Below are 16,517 nucleotides of genomic sequence, written 5' to 3'. Positions count from 1 at the left end.
CATCCTCTCACTCATCAGATAACATCAGAACGAATACAGAACGGCCAGCGTGGCGCTGGTATCATTCCGTCGTTCCACCACCTGACTATCGGCAACCTTGTCAGTGAGCCAGGTTGAGGTCACTCCGACGTTCGTTGACCAAGCGGGGCTAAATTGATGCGTCCAGTTCGCGCCCAGCGCATAGCCGTAAACGCCTTTTCCAGCATGGTACGCGGCAAATCCAGAGCGCTGACTCTGCTGCGGCGTCACGCCGTAGTAGGTTTGGTTAAAGCGAGCATCCCCCATCAGCACGTCCGCCGACAGCGCCAGCACATCGTCTTTTGTCGTTGACTGCCATACCGTGCTCTTTGCTCCGACGCGGTACTGGTTTCCCCTTTTTGTTTCACTCAGCGCAAATTCGCCGCTCGCTTCCAGCGCCAGCCACGGCGCAAACTGATACCCCGCCGTTACGGTGGTGGTTACCGATCCTTTAACCTTACCCATTCCTTTCAGTCGGTTTGAGCCTGCGCGCCATTGGCTGTTTTTGTCATCCCTTCCCATGTCGTAGCCAATCGCGTGATCCAGATAAAACCCAGAAGGCGATTGGTATTGCCAGCCAATGCCGTGCGAGGAGTCGAAATAGAGTGGGCCGCGCTGAATGGTCAGTACAGGCAGAGCGTTGGTTTGACGAGCTTTACTCCCTCGATAACGCGGCGCATTCTGGGCGGCAACGCCCACGGTCACATCCGTGTGATCGCCCAAAAGCGAGGGCGACGATGCTTCCGACTCCGCAGCGAATGCAGTGCCAGATAGCACGATAGCGGACAGACTGGTGGATAAAATCATTGTTGTTATGTTCATACATCCCCTCTTTAACGCGATAATCTTGCACTGTGGTGTTTCCCCGGCGGGTGCAAGGTAATTGGTGTTGGCTTTTCGGCACCGTGGCGAATTATGCTGATGCTTAGTCAAGAAACGATTTGTGGTTTTTTAAGATTTCATCAAGAGGTCGTGATGGCAGAAAAACGGGTGTTAATTATTGAAGACGATATGGACGCCGCCAGCGTGCTCGAAGCTTATCTGCGACGCGATGGCTATCAGGTTTCTATCGCGTCTGATGGACAAAAAGGTCTGCACATGGCGCTGACCAGTAAACCCGATTTGATTTTGCTGGATGTGATGTTGCCGAAGATGAATGGCTCTGAGGTGCTGTCCGCCCTGCGTCAGCGCAGTAATATTCCGGTGATTATGGTCACCGCCATCGGCGACGAACCGGAAAGAATTGGCGCACTGCGCTACGGCGCGGATGATTATGTCGTCAAGCCTTACAACCCGCAGGAAGTGGTGGCGCGCGTGCAGGCCGTGCTTCGGCGCACCGGCTACGCCATTCGGGAAGAGGCGATCCTGACATTCGAAAATTTATCCGTTGACCCGAGTTCCGTGACGGCAAGCATCGCGCTATCACCATCCGAATCCGTGGTTCTCGACCTTACTCCCACTGAATTTAATATTCTGGTGACGCTGCTCAAAGCGCCAAACCGCGCCTTTACACGGGGCGAATTACTGGAAGCCAGCCTGCCGGAAAGCGACGCGCTGGAACGTGTGGTGGACACTCACGTCCACAATCTCAGGAAGAAGCTCAACCAGCACAACATCATCAATGTGCTTGTCACTGTCCGTTCTGTCGGCTACCGATTCCGGTGAACCTGATGAAAAAATCGATCTTTCTGTCAGAAAAAATGTCGCTGTGGCGCTGGCTGTGTTTCCGTATTATTTCTCTGCTGCTCGCCACCCTGCTCATCATCGCTACCCTGATGTGGCTGCGCTTCGCCGTCAACAATGTCTACGTCGAACAGCAGATGCCGGATGAGGTGCGGGCTGAGTTTCAGCTGTTAAGCAAACAGAAAGATTACGGTAATCCTCGCTATCAGCAGATTATCAATCAGTATTACGGCCCGGATTTCTTTGTGCCGAATATTGCCAGCACCGACTGGCTGGTGCTCTCGATCATGGTTCTGATCGCCTTGCCCATCGTCGTCGTCGTGGTTTTGTGGCGGGCGAGGCCGCTGTCACAGCAATTTTCCAATATTGCCAGCGCCGCACGCGACGTCGCTCAGGGAAAGTTTGACACGCGCACGCAGCTTGTCGAACAGGCGCCGATGGAGCTGGTGACGCTGGCAGACGACTTTAATAACATGACCGCACAGCTGGAGCGCTACGAACGGGAACTGCGTGAATCCAGCGCGGCGCTGGCTCACGAACTGCGTACACCGTTAAATGCAGCGATGGGTCGCGTTCAGGGCATGCTTGATGACGTCTTCCCACGAGATAAATCACAGCTGACAATGGTCATCAAACAGCTCGAACAGCTCAACCACGTCATTCAGGATCTGCACTTCCTGTCACTCGCCAGAGCAGGACAGCTGCAACTGGTCCATACCCCTTTCTACTTCGACGAGCTCATCACTGAGCGACTGACCTGGTATCGGCCGCAGCTAGAACAAGCCGGGTTCCAGACGCATACGTATATTGAACAACGCGACTTTTGCTTTGCCGACCGCGAACGGTTAGGACAGGTGTTCTCGATTTTGATTGAGAATGCATTAAGTTACGCCAGCGATGGCCGCTATCTGGCAATTGATGTACGTGAAACGACGCTGCGTGAAAACGCGCCGTGCTGGCAGATTACCGTTTCCGATCGCGGTCCGGGGATTGAGCCAGAATCATTGCCCCTGCTTTTTGACCGCTTCTGGCGTGCAGAGCATTCGCGTGGACGGCACTCCGGCGGCAGCGGGCTTGGGCTATCTATCGCGTCAGCCATTATCACTGCACATGGCGGCACTATTTATGCAGAACACAGCAAGAACGGCGGACTTGTCATCATAATGACGCTGCCTCGTAGTACCTGAAAGAACAGTACCTGAAAAAACGGTGCCTGACAGAACGGTGCATTATCAGTAATTGCCAATAGTTAAAAAGCATAGCGAAATTATTGCTATGCCTTCCCTCCGGGAAAAAACATGGCAAACCGTGGCAATACTCATCGGCTACATGACGGGGTAAATGGAACAACTCCAGACGCCACGCCCTGTAGCGAGACAGGCCGCGTACCAACGCGGTTTTTCTTCCGCGCTATTCTTATATTTATCTGGAATGAGATAAGACGAAAAAAACTAATTTCATTATAAGTATTTCGCTACTCTGCATGAGCGAAATATATCGCCTCGATTAAAACTCAATCATCAAGGTAACTATAATGAAACGTTCACTTCACCAGGTATTCATGGCGATCACGCTGATTAGCGCCTCCTTTTTCAGTCAGGCCGCCGACACACAAACCTCGACATGGCAACACATCAAACAAACCGGTGAGTTACGCATCGGTGTGGCACAGGGCGAGCCCTGGTATTTTAAAAATCCGTCAACCGGAGAATGGGACGGCATCGGCTATAACATCGGCAAAGAGCTGGCAAACGATCTTGGGGTAAAACTGGTGACGGTGGAAACCACCTGGGGCAACGCCATCGCGGCCTTACAGACTGGTCAGATCGATACCATGTTAGTGCTCGACCCAACGGAAGAGCGGAAAAAAGCGGTCGATTTTCCTGAGCAGCCCTTCTTTTGGTATGCACAAGGCGTGTTGATTCGCGATGGCATCGCCGTCACCAACTGGGACGATCTCAATCGGGAAGATGTTAAAATCGGCGTCACACTGGGCTCCAGCCCCGACCTGATTCTGACCAAACGTCTGCCAAAAGCGCAACTGGTGCGTTTCCCTAATATGGATGAAGGCGTAGCCGCGTTCTACGCTGGCCGGGTCGATGCGCTGTCCTATTTCCACCCTGCGCTGGCGCTGCAACAGGCTAAAGTCGGCAAGGGCAATCTGATTCTGCCGAAGCCGATTATTGAGGTCAGCACGAGCGGGGCAATCCGTAAAGAAGCCGATCAGACCTTCCATAACTTCCTGAATGACGAGTTTGCCAAGCTGTATAAGTCCGGTAAAACGCAGCACTACTATGAGCAGGCGCTCAAACTGCGCGGCGTAGACGTCAGCAAAGTGCCATCGGTCATTAAAGAAGACTGGAAATAAGCCCGAAGCGGTTAAAGCGACAGTCCTGAACGGATTCAGGACATCTGCATTAGCGGGGTCAGCAGCGCGGCGACATCTGGGCATTGCTCCAGTTCGGATAACGCCGCCGTTGCCTCCGCAACCGTTGTTGGGGCAAGTCGGGACGAGAGATTCTCCGCAAATTTCGCCATGATGCGGCTTTCCGCCAGCGGGTGTTCTGCACAGCCGAGGGGAAACGCAATGCGCTCACCACTCACAACACTTCCCCGCGTGACGACATCAACCTGCAGCACTGGCCGACGTGCCTGCGCCATCAGCTGGTCAAGTTCGGGAGAAACCTCAACGTGAACCTTATCGGCCAACGCCAGAAGTTCCGGATTGGTTAACGTATCGTCCGCACTCCAGTGATGGCGCGGAATGCGGTAGGCCAGACACGCCAGCGTAAACGGCAGGCTGAACTGCGCATCTGTCGCATTTTGCGGACGTGCATCCATAAAATCAGCGGCCAGCCTCTGGCTTCCTTTGACCCGAATCTGCTGAATATCCTGCGGCGACAGCGCCAACTCATGCTGCATGCGTTCGAAGGATTCCAATGCGGTATGTATCCAGCGACAAGCCGGATAGGCCTTGAAACTGGCGTGCTGGATCGCCCACTCCTCTCCCAAGTCAGCAATCAATGCCGCTTCATCAAAGCGGTCAGATCCCATCATGCGCCAGAAACCCTGCTCGCCGGACAGCACATCCCGTGGCCCAATAATCCCGCCGCGATGTAGCTCTACCCCACGGACGCCGGCTTCCGCCGCAGGCGCGTTGTAATCCTTAAAAGACACCAGCGGCCGCTGCTGCCAGTTGTATTTGTGCAAGCTGGGCAACGGCGTCAGCGACGCCGCCAGACCGATAGCGTTCTCTAACCCTGTGGCGTCACACTCCGTGAGTAAACCGTAGGCCACCGCCGCCCCGATCGATTCATGTTGGCACACGCCATAGACCTGCTGAAAACGCGCCGGATTCGGTTGCTGAGACTGAATGATCCGGCCATTGATTTCATACGCGGCGGCCAGCGCGCAGATCAGCGTTTTGCCGTCGATCGGACGTGCACCGACTGCCGCCAATGCGGCGGCAACCAGCGAAGCGCCGGGGTGTCCCATACCGCGTCCGGCAACCTCATAGCCATCATCGTAATCCAGCGCATTGATCGCTGCCGCATTCAAAAACGCCGCTCCAATGGCACCCAGCGGTGCGCCACCGTCCAATATCGGGCTGTTGCCTGCCGCATAGTGCAGGCGAGCAACGCGGGCGCAGTCTTGCACCACCTGGCTACCTGCACCGGCAATGCCGCAGCCCAGACTGTCGATAAAATGCAGCACGATTTTTCTTCTTAACGCAGCGGGAATGTCCTGAATCGTCAATCGGTGGGCAAAGGTCGCGAGGCGCAACGTCAGAGGGAGTTCAGCAGCGTGAGACATCGGCATACCGCCATTCTTTTATAAATAAAAGGAATATTAGCACCACGTTTTATTATTTATTTATCATTTTTTCGACCTGCTAAGATGCATCGGTTCTAACAAAATAAGAAATGTATTTCCTAATTACGTTGTTTCCAGGGGCGCTATTTTATGTCTTATCAGTGGGATTTTTCCGCCATCTGGCCTTACCACCAGTTGCTGTTGGAGGGGCTATGGGGAACGATAAAGATCGGTGCCACCAGCATCCTGATCGGGATGGTGGCTGGCATGGTGCTTGCCGCCATGAAAATGTCGCCCCGGCGGCTCTTGCGCCTGCCCGCCGCGATGCTGATTGGCTTTTATCGTAATACGCCCGCGCTGGTGCACTTCTTCTGGATTTACTACGCCCTGCCCGTCATTACGCCGTTAACGTTTTCGCCTTTCACCGCCGCCGTGATCGCGTTGTCCGCACAGTCCGGTGCCTTTTATGCAGAAGTGTACCGTGGTGCGATTTCCTCGATTCACGCGGGGCAATGGGAAGGGGCCAAAGCGCTGGGTATGCCGAAATCGACCGCATTGCGTCGGGTTATTCTGCCGCAGGCGTTACGCCGGATGATTCCCCCCTTCATTGAGCGCTCGTTTGAACTCATCAAATCGACATCACTGGCGTCCTCTCTGGCCTACAGCGAGCTGCTTTATCAGGCGATGCAGATAAACAGCCAAACCTACCGACCGCTGGAAGTCTACAGTCTGGTGGCGGTGATGTATTTCACCCTGCTGCTGCTGATTAGCCTGTTCAGTCAACATATTGAGAAACGGCTGTCGCTGGCAGACCGTCGGCTCGCGTAAGGAACATCATGCACTATCAATGGGATTTCTCGCTGGTCTGGGACAACCTTCCCGTGCTGCTGAAAGGCCTCGGCGTCACACTCGAACTCTGGCTGCTGGCCGGTGTGTTGGGAACCGTGCTAGGGCTGGTTTTCGGTCTTTTTCGCGTATTTGGCAAACGCTGGCTGTCACTGCCCGCCAGAGTCTTTGTCGAAATCTTCCGTAATACGCCCGTCCTGATCCAACTGATCTGGTTTTATTACGCTTTTCCGGTTCTGGTCGGCATACAGTTCAGCACCTTTGCCGCCGCGGCGCTGGCTCTGACGCTGTATAGCGCGGCGTACTGTACGGAAATTTTCCGCGCGGGGCTGCAATCCATCGATCACGGACAGTGGGAAGGCGCAAAAGCGCTGGGCATGCGGCAGGCCGTGATCCTGCGCCGCGTGGTTCTGCCACAGGTGTTACGCAATATGCTGCCCGCCCTCACCAACCGGATGATCGAACTGGCCAAGGTGACCTCACTGGCTTCCATATTGGCCGTCAACGAACTGATGTACCAAGGCCGGCTGCTGAGCAGCACCTATTATCGTCCGCTGGAAATCCTGACGGTGGTCGCGCTGCTCTATTTCATTTTGATCTGGCCGGGGAGTTACCTTGCCGCACGACTTGAACGTCGTTTCCGTTCAACCCCCTAGTCTGACAGCGCCACAGGATTGCTATGAGTGAAACTATTACCTTGAATGAAAACAGTACTTTGAATGAAGATATCGTCCTGCGCATTCGCGGGCTTCAGAAACGCTTTGGTGCCGTTGAGGTCTTAAAGGGGATCGATCTGGATGTACGCCGTGGCGAAAAAATTGCCATCATCGGCGGCAGCGGATCGGGAAAAAGCACCCTGCTACGCTGCCTGAATTTTATGGAGATCCCCAGCGCCGGCACCATCGAACTCGATGGCGTGGTTCTGGGAAAAACCAATTCGCAAGGCCAGCGTGATTATCCCGAAAAGCAACTGTGCGCCGTGCGGGAACGCGTGGGCATGGTGTTTCAGCAATTCAACCTGTTTCCCCATCTGACCGTGCTGGAAAACGTGCGTGAAGCGCTGGTGTCGGTGAAGAAAATGCCGCGACATGACGCGGATATCATCGCCAAAGCCCAGTTGGAAAAGGTCGGGCTGAGCAACAAGCAAGACGCGCGCCCCGGTAGCCTATCCGGCGGTCAGCAGCAGCGGGTGGCAATTGCCCGTGCGCTGGCGATGTCACCGGAAGTCATGCTGTTCGATGAACCCACATCGTCACTGGATCCAGAATTGGTGGGCGAAGTGCTGCACACCATCCACGCGCTCGCGGAGGAAGGCCGTACCCTGCTGTTAGTCACCCATGAACTGGGATTCGCCTATCACTTCGCCGACCGCGTTATCTTTATCGAAAATGGCGTGATCCACGAAATGGGCAGCGCCGAGCAGGTGCTCAAAAATCCGCAGCAACCCCGTACCCAAGCCTTTCTCGCCCGCTTTGCCGAGCGCGCCTTTTAACTCATCATTCAGGAACAGCACGATGCAACCCACCTTATCCAGCCAAAGCAGTCAGGCTTATTTGCAAGATCCGCGTAACCGCGACGTACAGGTGTATGTGAATGGGGAATTTGTTCATCGCGACAACGCGGTGGTGTCGATTTTTGATTCCGGCTACGTGTGCGGCGACGGCGTATGGGAAGGCTTGCGTCTGGTTAATGGTCGCCTGATTGCGCTGGATGCCCATCTCGATCGCCTGTTTGACGGCGCTGCCGCGATCCAACTGGATATCGGCCATAGCCGGGAAGCGCTGACTGATATTCTCCATAAAACACTCGCCATCAACGGCATGACCGATGGCGCGCATATTCGTCTGATGATTACCCGAGGGAAAAAGCATACGCCAAATCAGGATCCCCGCTTTATTATCGGCGGCGCCACCATCGTGTGCGTGGCGGAGTATAAGGTCGTCGATACCGCGGCGAAAAAGCGTGGCCTGACGCTGTTTACCTCCACCTACCGCACCAGTACGCCAGACGTCTTCGATCTGCGGCTGAATTCGCACAGTCGGCTCAATCTTATTCAGGCGCTGCTACAGGCGTTGCAGGCCGGTGCCGATGAGGCACTGATGCTGGATCCACACGGTTTTGTCGCCAGCTGTAATTCCACCAACTTTTTTATCGTCCGCCGCGGTGAACTGTGGACGTCATCAGGCCGCTACTGTTTCAACGGCATTACCCGCCAGACCATTATCAACCTTGCAGAGGCCAATGGACTGAAGGTCAAGGCTCAGGATTTTACATTGGCAGAAGCCCTTACCGCTGATGAAGCCTTTGTCACTGGCACGCTGGCAGGCATCACCCCGGTAAAAGCGCTGGACGGTCGCCCGTTTAACGCCGAACACCGCCCAGTAACCGAGCAGCTCAGCCGCTGGTATGAGGCGTATTTGCACGCGCAGTGATTGAGGCGCTACGTTCAACAACGAATTGATTCAACGAAATATTAACCGTCAGAAACATTTCATGTAACCTAAGCGCCACTTTTTCAGAAGAGCAGGTCAGGGAATGAAAGCCGTAAAGTTACTGTTTGGCATCCTATTACTGAATATGGTCATAGGGGTCAGCACGGCTATCGCTGCCCCAGACGACACCGCCCCCCCTTTTTACGCGGGTAAAACGCTGGCGCATCCGATTATTTCGGGCGCACGCGACAACAGCGCCCTTCTGGTTTTCATTCAGGAAAACCAGGTGGTCAAAGGCTATTATTGCTTCTGTAGCGAAGAGGAACATAGTGCAGATCACCTTCCCCACCTGCTCGGTACCTTCCCCGATTCCACCATCGAATCCGTATTTTATGCCGACGTGGACCAGGCTGGTCAAATCACGCTGGTGTTGAGTAAAAGCCACGGCAAGTTCGCCCTGCGCGGCTGGCGTTACATTGAAGACGGCAGCTATATTCCGGTGCTGAGTTTACAGCCAGTTCTGGACAAGCTGGTTCGCGAAAATAAGGATCTCAATTCAACGTCGATAAAACGCGCCCTCGCCAAGCTTCCGCCTTATGACTACAGCGCGCAGTACCCTAAGCTCGATAATCACGATTTCGATAACATCGACTTTACTCAGGGCGACGTTGTCGGCTGGTATCTTGACGATGGCACACCGTCTCATGCTGCGAAGCAGCCAGCAGACAACGTCTACGCCTATAAAAAAACCTTCGCGGAAAAAGACGGTTTATTTCTTACCGTAACCTTCCGTCGCGTGGAAGACAGCGCAACGCCCGGATTTCGCGCGACAGCCATCAGTTGGCAAGCTGACCCGGCTAAATTCAGCGGCAGCGAGAATGGGCCTTATGTCTATTACTCGCCGCAATATGGCTTAGTAAAAGGTTTTTTCCTACATGGCGTTCCTGACGGAAAATGGACCACCGTCGGCGAGAACTTCGCCAGTTCAGGTAGCTATGTAGCGGGACAACAGCAAGGCCAGTGGACCATCAGCGATGGGCAAGAAACGGCAACGGGATTGATGAAAAACGATGAACGTGAAGGCCGCTGGGAGATCGCCGACGGCATGGATGGCAATACACCAGAGCTAAGTGGCTTCGATACTTACCTCAATGGCCAGCGTCATGGCCCCAGCGAGCGCCGTCTGGCGAGTGTGCTGCGCTCGAAGGGCGATTATGTTGATGATCAGCCTGAAGGCATGTGGATCACCGAAAACGGCGAAGGCCCGTTTGTGAAAGGCGTGGCTAACGGGATGTGGAAACTCAAGACGGCTGACGGCGAGATCCAGCAGGTCGAACTGATCGCTGGCGTAAAGCAGGGAGAACTGCGCTGGAGTGATAAGCAAGGCCGTCTGACACAACTCATTCATTATAAAGATAATCTTCCTCACGGCGTGTACCAGAAGTTCAACGCTGCCGGAAAAATGGTGTATCAGGCTGACTATGCCATGGGCAAACTGGAGGGCCGTGAAATCGAATATTATGACGATGGCACAACTCTGCGCGCCGATCGCGGCTACCGCAATGGTGAACTCGACGGCCTGTATATCTATAATTTCCCTGACGGAAAACCGAAGTCCATATCAACCCTTGACCACGGTTATGAAGTCGGACTGATGCAGGAATTTACCGCCACTGGCGTCAAAATTACCGAACGTAATTACTGCCCTCTGTCGATGAGCGGTCGTGGCTACTGCGGCAAGCAGCAAACCTTCAACCCTGACGGCACGCCCCTCACCGAAACCGATTATCTGTTCAACCGCCAGCAAACCAATAATACCTGGTATGCGAACGGTCAGCGTCAGGATGAAACGCGTATCGGCACCGATGACAGCTACACCCAAATCAGCTATTACCCTAACGGCCAGATGCAATGCATTAGTCGCGCGCAGGGTTTCAAGCCGTTGGTGGTCAATGGCAAAGAGTACAAAGATTATCAGGGCGCGCTGCGCCAGGGCGAAAGCGCCTGTTATTACCCCGATGGCAAAGTCAAAAGCAGCGGAGTCTGGAAAGACGGCAGACTAACCACCGGCTGTGAAACCCGTTTCGATGAGAACGGAAAACAAACCGCCCCCGGCCCTAAAGGCTGCGTGATTCCGAAATGGGAATATGAACGCTGATATCCCACACAGGAGAAACGCTCAGTAATCTATGATTCTGCACGGGTGTGCGGGTGATTCATATCCTTTCGAAAGTGGCACCGCATTGAGTGAGGTTATAGGGAGGCAGTTGCTTTCCATTACTCACTCACCGGAATAACGATAAGCCCCGACGTCTGCTCGGGGAAATTGAGTCGCCGGGGTTTATAGGCCGTCCAGCGGTATTATTCAGCGACGCCTCAGGTTTAAGAGCTCGTTTGGGATTGTCTGCTTTGGCGAGGTGCGGACTTTTCTAAATCTATCCGGAAAGCAGATGGCTAAGGCAATGTCACAATCCTCAGAGAGGCCTTCTCATACATCTCAAATGTGAATTGCGCACGAATAAATTAAAAAAGAACATGTTTTCATCGTGTTGAAACGCTACGATATAGCCATTAAGATTATTCTGAATGTCACTAAATACAGTTGGGAATTTCCGCTTATCATATCGGGTATTGGCAAAATGGAGTCGCTGAATGAGGGTGTTGAGCTGGGCAATAAGCCTGTGCAGGAAGACGGAAGCATGGCTGGTTAAGCACCAGGCAAAGGATCAGGTACAATGCGCAGAGCAGCGGCTGGGTTTGACGGAAGGAGAGTCAGGCGATCACTATGACACTTTAGCACCAAAAACCATCAATGATGCAAGTATGCGAGAGTATTTCGTTGCCCTGAAATACGCCTTGTCTCAGAAAGATGTGAGAAACATTGCCATTACAGGGAGCTACGGCGCAGGAAAAAGTACGGTTATTTCATCATTTATGAAATATCACTGCGATGATAAATACATCAATGTATCTCTTGCGGGATTTGATATGACTGAAAATGAAACAACCGTCAGCCCGACTCACCAAGAGGTTGAACTCAGTATCCTGCAACAAATTCTTTATAAAGAGAATAGAGAGAAGCTTCCCGACTCAAGGATAGACAGAATAATCAACAGGGGCCCACACTATGTCAGAGGAACCTATTGGGCCTTACTTAAAGTCATTGCGCCCATCGCAGTTGCCGCATTTATTATCTATTTCAAAATGATTTCTGAGTTTCTAAGCCTCCCACCTTCCTGGACGGAGGTGTTTAATACACACTACATTATAAAAGGAATTGCATTAGTTTTTCTGGCCTTTACGGCGCTGTACTTTGTAACTGCCAGCGCATCTCGAATAGGTATTTTTGATAAGAAAATTAAGCTCAGCAAGATCGCCCTTTTAAGCGGAGATGTTGAGGCAAGCAACCAAGAAACACCGTCCTTATTGAATAACTGCCTTGATGAGATAGTGTATTTTTTCACCAGACTGGAATATAAGGTGGTAATCTTTGAAGATCTTGACAGACTAGGAACGCCTGAGATTTTCGTTAAATTGCGCGAAATTAACAAAATAGTTAATAACAATATTGTTGATGGCAACCCGGTCAGATTTGTTTATGCGGTAAGAGACGACTTATTTTGGGGCGCTGATGCCAGAACTAAATTCTTTGATTTTATCCTTCCCATTATTCCATTTATGGATAGTAGGAATGCGTTTACTTTATTAAAGAGAAAGATGTCGTTTGATACGCATAACGATAAATATCTGAAAGATATTTCGGCATATATAAACGATATGCGAAGCCTGCAGAATTTGGTCAATGAGTACCATGTATTCAGCAATATTGTTGATAACGGCAAAGATAAAATTAAGCTGTTATCGCTCGTATTTTATAAAAATATCTATGCCTTAGACTATTTTCTTACCGATAAGAAAACAGGGGTTTTATATTCTTTTATTCGCGACTATCGTACCCGCGAACTTCACCGTAATCATTTTGACTCTTTGGAAAAAAAACTAGGTATTTTACAGTCTGAAATAGAACATCTTAATCATGAGCCAATGTATGATGATAGGGGAATTAGAGAGGATATCGTATGTAGATATCTGCCGAAAATACTCTGGGATCGTGTATTTTTTGCAACAGTGTATGGGCGCGGTAGTTTTAATAATGTTTCAACTTCGAGTTTAATTGAAGGTGAAAAGGAATTTTTGGATTTCTTATCACTCGGCGAGGATATTTATATTGGTTACTCTCATTACAACGAAAACAAATTTTCACTCTTTGATAGAATATTAAGAGAAAAATTAAAACAAGAATATCTAAAAAGAAAGTCTATATTGGGTAAAGATAAAAACTCAGCGTTCAGAGAATTACAAATAAAAACAAAGAAAATTAAAGAATCAATAAAATTAAGAAACGCAATTTCACTGCGAGAACTTACGACGAACATTGGGCGTAAGAAATTTGCAGAAATTGCACAGGTATATCTTGAGGAGATGAATAATCATGACTTCGTCTCTGAGCAGCAGCTCCATGCTTTGTGCACTGATATGCGCAATGGTGGGTTAGATGCCTTGTATCTGCTGCTGTCTGATGGTCTGGTGATGCAGGACTTTATGGTATACCGCTCTATTTTCCATGAAGGATCGATGACCGTAAATGATAACGACTTCCTGAAAGCCGTCGGTCAGGATCTGGACTGTGCAACCTCAAACGGTGAATATTTTATCGATGATGAGGAAAGAGTCATCAGTGAACTGGTTGAACATAACCGTATTTATGCTGATGGCGCACTTCATCATCAACTAATGACTCATTTGATTGATAACACGAATGAACATCTGCCGAGTATGATCGCTTCGCTATTCAGCAAGTCTGATGAACATATCCTTGCAGTTTTTTCCGAACTTTATAACCGATTTGGCGAACCCGAAACTTTCAATAAATTAACCGTTATCGCACTGCAAAAAAATGGTTATCTTGACAAAATGATTGCCGTTCTCGTTGGCCAACCCAGTGATAAATACTCCAACGATATTGCGATCAGTGTCATATCCTGCGTATCTCCTGAGCATGCGCTAGATAAATTGCAATACCTTCAGCTAATTCATTCGCTGGGTAGCCGCGTTATTTCTCAGCTCACCGAGGAAAATCAGGAAGAATTCATGTGTCATGTACAACAAGCGGACATATGCTATGACGAGTTGTTTGAACCGCTGACGCCAACAGAGCGGTATTGTGTGCAGTTTATTGTGCAAAACAGTCTTTATCAGTTAACCCGACATAATGTTGGCATTGCTGTTTCGTGTCTTATTGAAAACATAACGCCTGAAGAGGCGGAAAGGAAACCCTGGACGCTTGCCTATGAGCATAAACTCAGTGCGGTTTCTGATTACTTCAGTCAAAACATCGATATATTCGTAAGGGATGTGTTTATCTCCTCCGCTGAGGATGCTGGCTGTATCCGCTACGTTCTAACCCGCACCTCTCTAAGCGACACTTTAAAAGGCGAAATTGTTAGAAAAATGACCTTCGTTTTTACAGATCTGTCCGGTGTATCGGCCAAAGCAGAATTTAACGAAGGCCAGCTAACGCTCTCCTATCACGATCTGTTCTACCGTTATGACCGAGTCGCACCGGAATGGGGAGTCCTATTAGATTATATCTGTGAAGACTGCAACATGGAGACACTGACTGCGTATGTAACAAAGCATGCGTCTGCATTCGGCCAGTCATCCCCTGAAGTCTATGACAGCGACCGCTATGACATGCTGTATATGAAAATTATCTGCAATGATGAGCTGGATGAGCAGGCTTATCAGAGCCTGGTTGCACCGCTTGAGATTAACACGCAGGAAATTGATGAACAGCTTAGCGCGCGTAACTTCTGCACCTTGATAGCCATGTTGAAACTGCCACTCGAGGCAACAGTGTATGAAAAAATTGTGGCTCAATACATGGTTCAGGATGAAAATATTAGGGATGCCCTAGTCTATTGGTTCAGTCAGAATAAAAGCGAATTTATTGCGCAACCCGAGTTCTATCTCAGAAAAGAAAAAGATGAGCACTTCTTTAAAGTCATGCTCACAAAAGTCATGGTCTACGCGCTCTTTACTGTGCAAGAGAAAGCGGATCTGGTGTCGCTATTTATTGATTATTTCATTGAGTCTGATATCACCGATCTCAATTTACCTAATGATGTCCTGCTGCTGGTATTTAACAGTACCAGCAATGAAGAATTCAAGGTAATGCTATTCACACGATTTATTGTGACAGGACTGAATAAGCATCAACTAGCCGGGCTTTGTCATCAGTTGGGTGAAGATGAATTGAGAAATATATTCATCAATCGAACCAAAGCGACAATTTCTGTTGCAAACAGGGACCGCGTGATATTAATCCTTGAGCATCTGCAGGCAGTACGTATTATCAAAGATTTCCAAGAGCGTGAGGATGGAAAATTCTCAGTCGCTATCGGACCCGGCCTGGATGTTGAAAACTAGCGATTTAGCCTCTTCAGGCCGAGACCGACAGGTTTCTGCCTGATTTTGTTAATCTGTTTATGAACTTAAACTCCCAATATTGACCTGCCCCCAGTATTAAACACAATAATCAGTTAGTAATGTCGGTTGATTTACTCCCGTATTCTCCGTTTCGCCATCCCGCTGCAAACTCTGAAGGGGTCTGATAATTCAACGAAGAATGAGGCCGACATTCGTTATAGTCCTGCCGCCATGCGCTTATAATTTCTTTTGCATGAACAACATCGTGGAACCAGTGCTCATTCAGGCATTCATCGCGAAAACGACCATTAAAACTCTCGATAAAGCCATTCTGTGTCGGCTTGCCCGGCTGAATAAGCCGCAGCTCAACATTATGTTCAAAGGCCCACTGATCCAGCGCACGGCAGGTAAACTCAGGCCCCTGATCTGTTCTTATCGTCGCCGGATAGCCACGAAACAGCGCAACGCTGTCCAGAATGCGTGATACCTGAACGCCTGTAATCCCGAAAGCAACGCTGATCGTCAGACACTCCTTCGTGAAATCATCAACGCAGGTCAGGCATTTAATCCGGCGACCACTGGCCAGCGCATCCATGACAAAATCCATTGACCACGTCAGGTTGGGACCTGCCGGACGCAACAGCGGAAGCCGCTCAGTTGCCAGCCCCTTACGGCGCCGTCTGCGTTTTACGCCCAGGCCATTGAGATGATAAATGCGGTAGACCCGTTTGTGGTTAACGCAAAGGCCTTCACGACGCAGAAGCTGCCAGATACGCCGGTAACCGAAACGTCGGCGTTCCATTGCCAGTTCGGTGATACGTGCAGACAGATACGCATCAGTAGCCGGGCGGTGCGCATCATAACGGCAGGTCGACAGAGACAAACCTGTCAGCCTGCAGGCACGCCGTTGCGACAGACCTATTGCTTTGCACATCACTGTCACGGCTTCCCGCTTCTGGTCTGTCGTCAGTACTTTCGGCCCAGAGCCACCTGTAGTGCCTCTTTATCCAGCATGGCTTCGGCGAGCAGCTTCTTGAGGCGGGCGTTCTCTTCTTCAAGTGACTTAAGCCTTTTTATTTCAGGTACTTCCATGCCACCAAACTTCTTACGCCACGTATAAAACGTGGCGTCGGAGATGGCGTGCTTACGGCAAAGTTCGCGGGCGGAAACACCCGCCTCGGCTTCGCGAAGAATATTGATGATCTGTTCGTCGGAAAAACGCTTCTTCATGGGGTT

General features: G+C 50.7%; 12 protein-coding genes. 9 read left to right on the top strand and 3 right to left on the bottom strand.

Annotation, left to right across the window (positions count from 1 at the left end):
* Positions 1-24: 24 nt before the first annotated feature.
* Positions 25-840, bottom strand: a complete 816-nt coding sequence (locus tag AB8809_RS08045; protein ID WP_349856254.1) for a MipA/OmpV family protein — start codon at positions 838-840, stop codon at positions 25-27.
* Positions 841-993: 153 nt separating this feature from the next.
* Between AB8809_RS08045 and AB8809_RS08040 the strand changes: the two genes are divergently transcribed.
* The 3 genes from AB8809_RS08040 to AB8809_RS08030 all read left to right on the top strand — a co-directional run bounded on the left by AB8809_RS08040 (position 994) and on the right by AB8809_RS08030 (position 4,069).
* The gene (locus AB8809_RS08040) at positions 994-1,683 is read left to right on the top strand and encodes a response regulator transcription factor (RefSeq protein WP_015840890.1); all 690 of its coding nucleotides are present in this window, start codon (positions 994-996) and stop codon (positions 1,681-1,683) included.
* 5 nt (positions 1,684-1,688) lie between these two features.
* The gene (locus AB8809_RS08035; RefSeq protein WP_349856255.1) at positions 1,689-2,888 is read left to right on the top strand and encodes an ATP-binding protein; all 1,200 of its coding nucleotides are present in this window, start codon (positions 1,689-1,691) and stop codon (positions 2,886-2,888) included.
* Between the two features lie 347 nt (positions 2,889-3,235).
* Complete coding sequence (locus tag AB8809_RS08030) at positions 3,236-4,069, top strand: transporter substrate-binding domain-containing protein (RefSeq protein ID WP_015840892.1); 834 nt, start codon at positions 3,236-3,238, stop codon at positions 4,067-4,069.
* 35 nt (positions 4,070-4,104) lie between these two features.
* Here the strand turns inward: AB8809_RS08030 and AB8809_RS08025 are convergent, their stop codons facing one another.
* Positions 4,105-5,514: an MmgE/PrpD family protein gene (locus AB8809_RS08025; protein WP_349856278.1), complete on the bottom strand. Its 1,410-nt coding sequence runs from the start codon at positions 5,512-5,514 to the stop codon at positions 4,105-4,107.
* A gap of 150 nt (positions 5,515-5,664) precedes the next feature.
* Between AB8809_RS08025 and AB8809_RS08020 the strand changes: the two genes are divergently transcribed.
* From AB8809_RS08020 to AB8809_RS07995, 6 genes are all read left to right on the top strand, one after another.
* Entirely contained in the window at positions 5,665-6,342 is a 678-nt protein-coding gene (locus AB8809_RS08020; protein WP_181844644.1) for an amino acid ABC transporter permease, read from the top strand.
* 8 nt (positions 6,343-6,350) lie between these two features.
* The gene (locus AB8809_RS08015; RefSeq protein ID WP_015840895.1) at positions 6,351-7,016 is read left to right on the top strand and encodes an amino acid ABC transporter permease; all 666 of its coding nucleotides are present in this window, start codon (positions 6,351-6,353) and stop codon (positions 7,014-7,016) included.
* Positions 7,017-7,039: 23 nt separating this feature from the next.
* Entirely contained in the window at positions 7,040-7,852 is an 813-nt protein-coding gene (locus AB8809_RS08010) for an amino acid ABC transporter ATP-binding protein (protein ID WP_349856256.1), read from the top strand.
* 22 nt (positions 7,853-7,874) lie between these two features.
* Positions 7,875-8,792, top strand: coding sequence for an aminotransferase class IV (locus tag AB8809_RS08005; protein ID WP_349856257.1), 918 nt, complete (start codon positions 7,875-7,877; stop codon positions 8,790-8,792).
* A 103-nt stretch (positions 8,793-8,895) separates the two neighbouring features.
* On the top strand, positions 8,896-10,950 hold the full coding sequence (locus tag AB8809_RS08000) for a hypothetical protein (protein WP_349856258.1): 2,055 nt from the start codon (positions 8,896-8,898) through the stop codon (positions 10,948-10,950).
* Positions 10,951-11,444: 494 nt separating this feature from the next.
* A complete protein-coding gene (locus tag AB8809_RS07995; protein ID WP_349856259.1) occupies positions 11,445-15,281 on the top strand; it encodes a DNA-binding protein in 3,837 nt (1,278 codons plus the stop codon).
* A gap of 109 nt (positions 15,282-15,390) precedes the next feature.
* Here the strand turns inward: AB8809_RS07995 and AB8809_RS07990 are convergent.
* Positions 15,391-16,511, bottom strand: a protein-coding gene (locus tag AB8809_RS07990) for an IS3 family transposase (RefSeq protein ID WP_349855655.1) whose coding sequence is annotated in 2 segments (ribosomal slippage) — positions 15,391-16,253 and positions 16,253-16,511 — 1,122 coding nt in all. Because the reading frame shifts where the segments join, the coding sequence is not laid out codon by codon here.
* Positions 16,512-16,517: the final 6 nt, after the last annotated feature.

Origin of the sequence: Pectobacterium aroidearum (genome assembly GCF_041228105.1) — a bacterium.
In the GTDB taxonomy this organism is placed as follows: Bacteria; Pseudomonadota; Gammaproteobacteria; order Enterobacterales; family Enterobacteriaceae; genus Pectobacterium; species Pectobacterium aroidearum.
The sequence above is the reverse complement of the archived record's forward strand: the minus strand, read 5'-3'. Positions and strand labels throughout refer to the sequence as shown.

Excerpts from the sequence above, each read along its gene's own strand:
- AB8809_RS08045 (WP_349856254.1), bottom strand. The coding sequence starts at position 840 with ATGAACATAACAACAATGATTTTATCCACCAGTCTGTCCGCTATCGTG.
- AB8809_RS08040 (WP_015840890.1), top strand. The coding sequence starts at position 994 with ATGGCAGAAAAACGGGTGTTAATTATTGAAGACGATATGGACGCCGCC.
- AB8809_RS08035 (WP_349856255.1), top strand. The coding sequence starts at position 1,689 with ATGAAAAAATCGATCTTTCTGTCAGAAAAAATGTCGCTGTGGCGCTGG.
- AB8809_RS08030 (WP_015840892.1), top strand. The coding sequence starts at position 3,236 with ATGAAACGTTCACTTCACCAGGTATTCATGGCGATCACGCTGATTAGC.
- AB8809_RS08025 (WP_349856278.1), bottom strand. The coding sequence starts at position 5,514 with ATGTCTCACGCTGCTGAACTCCCTCTGACGTTGCGCCTCGCGACCTTT.
- AB8809_RS08020 (WP_181844644.1), top strand. The coding sequence starts at position 5,665 with ATGTCTTATCAGTGGGATTTTTCCGCCATCTGGCCTTACCACCAGTTG.
- AB8809_RS08015 (WP_015840895.1), top strand. The coding sequence starts at position 6,351 with ATGCACTATCAATGGGATTTCTCGCTGGTCTGGGACAACCTTCCCGTG.
- AB8809_RS08010 (WP_349856256.1), top strand. The coding sequence starts at position 7,040 with ATGAGTGAAACTATTACCTTGAATGAAAACAGTACTTTGAATGAAGAT.
- AB8809_RS08005 (WP_349856257.1), top strand. The coding sequence starts at position 7,875 with ATGCAACCCACCTTATCCAGCCAAAGCAGTCAGGCTTATTTGCAAGAT.
- AB8809_RS08000 (WP_349856258.1), top strand. The coding sequence starts at position 8,896 with ATGAAAGCCGTAAAGTTACTGTTTGGCATCCTATTACTGAATATGGTC.
- AB8809_RS07995 (WP_349856259.1), top strand. The coding sequence starts at position 11,445 with ATGAGGGTGTTGAGCTGGGCAATAAGCCTGTGCAGGAAGACGGAAGCA.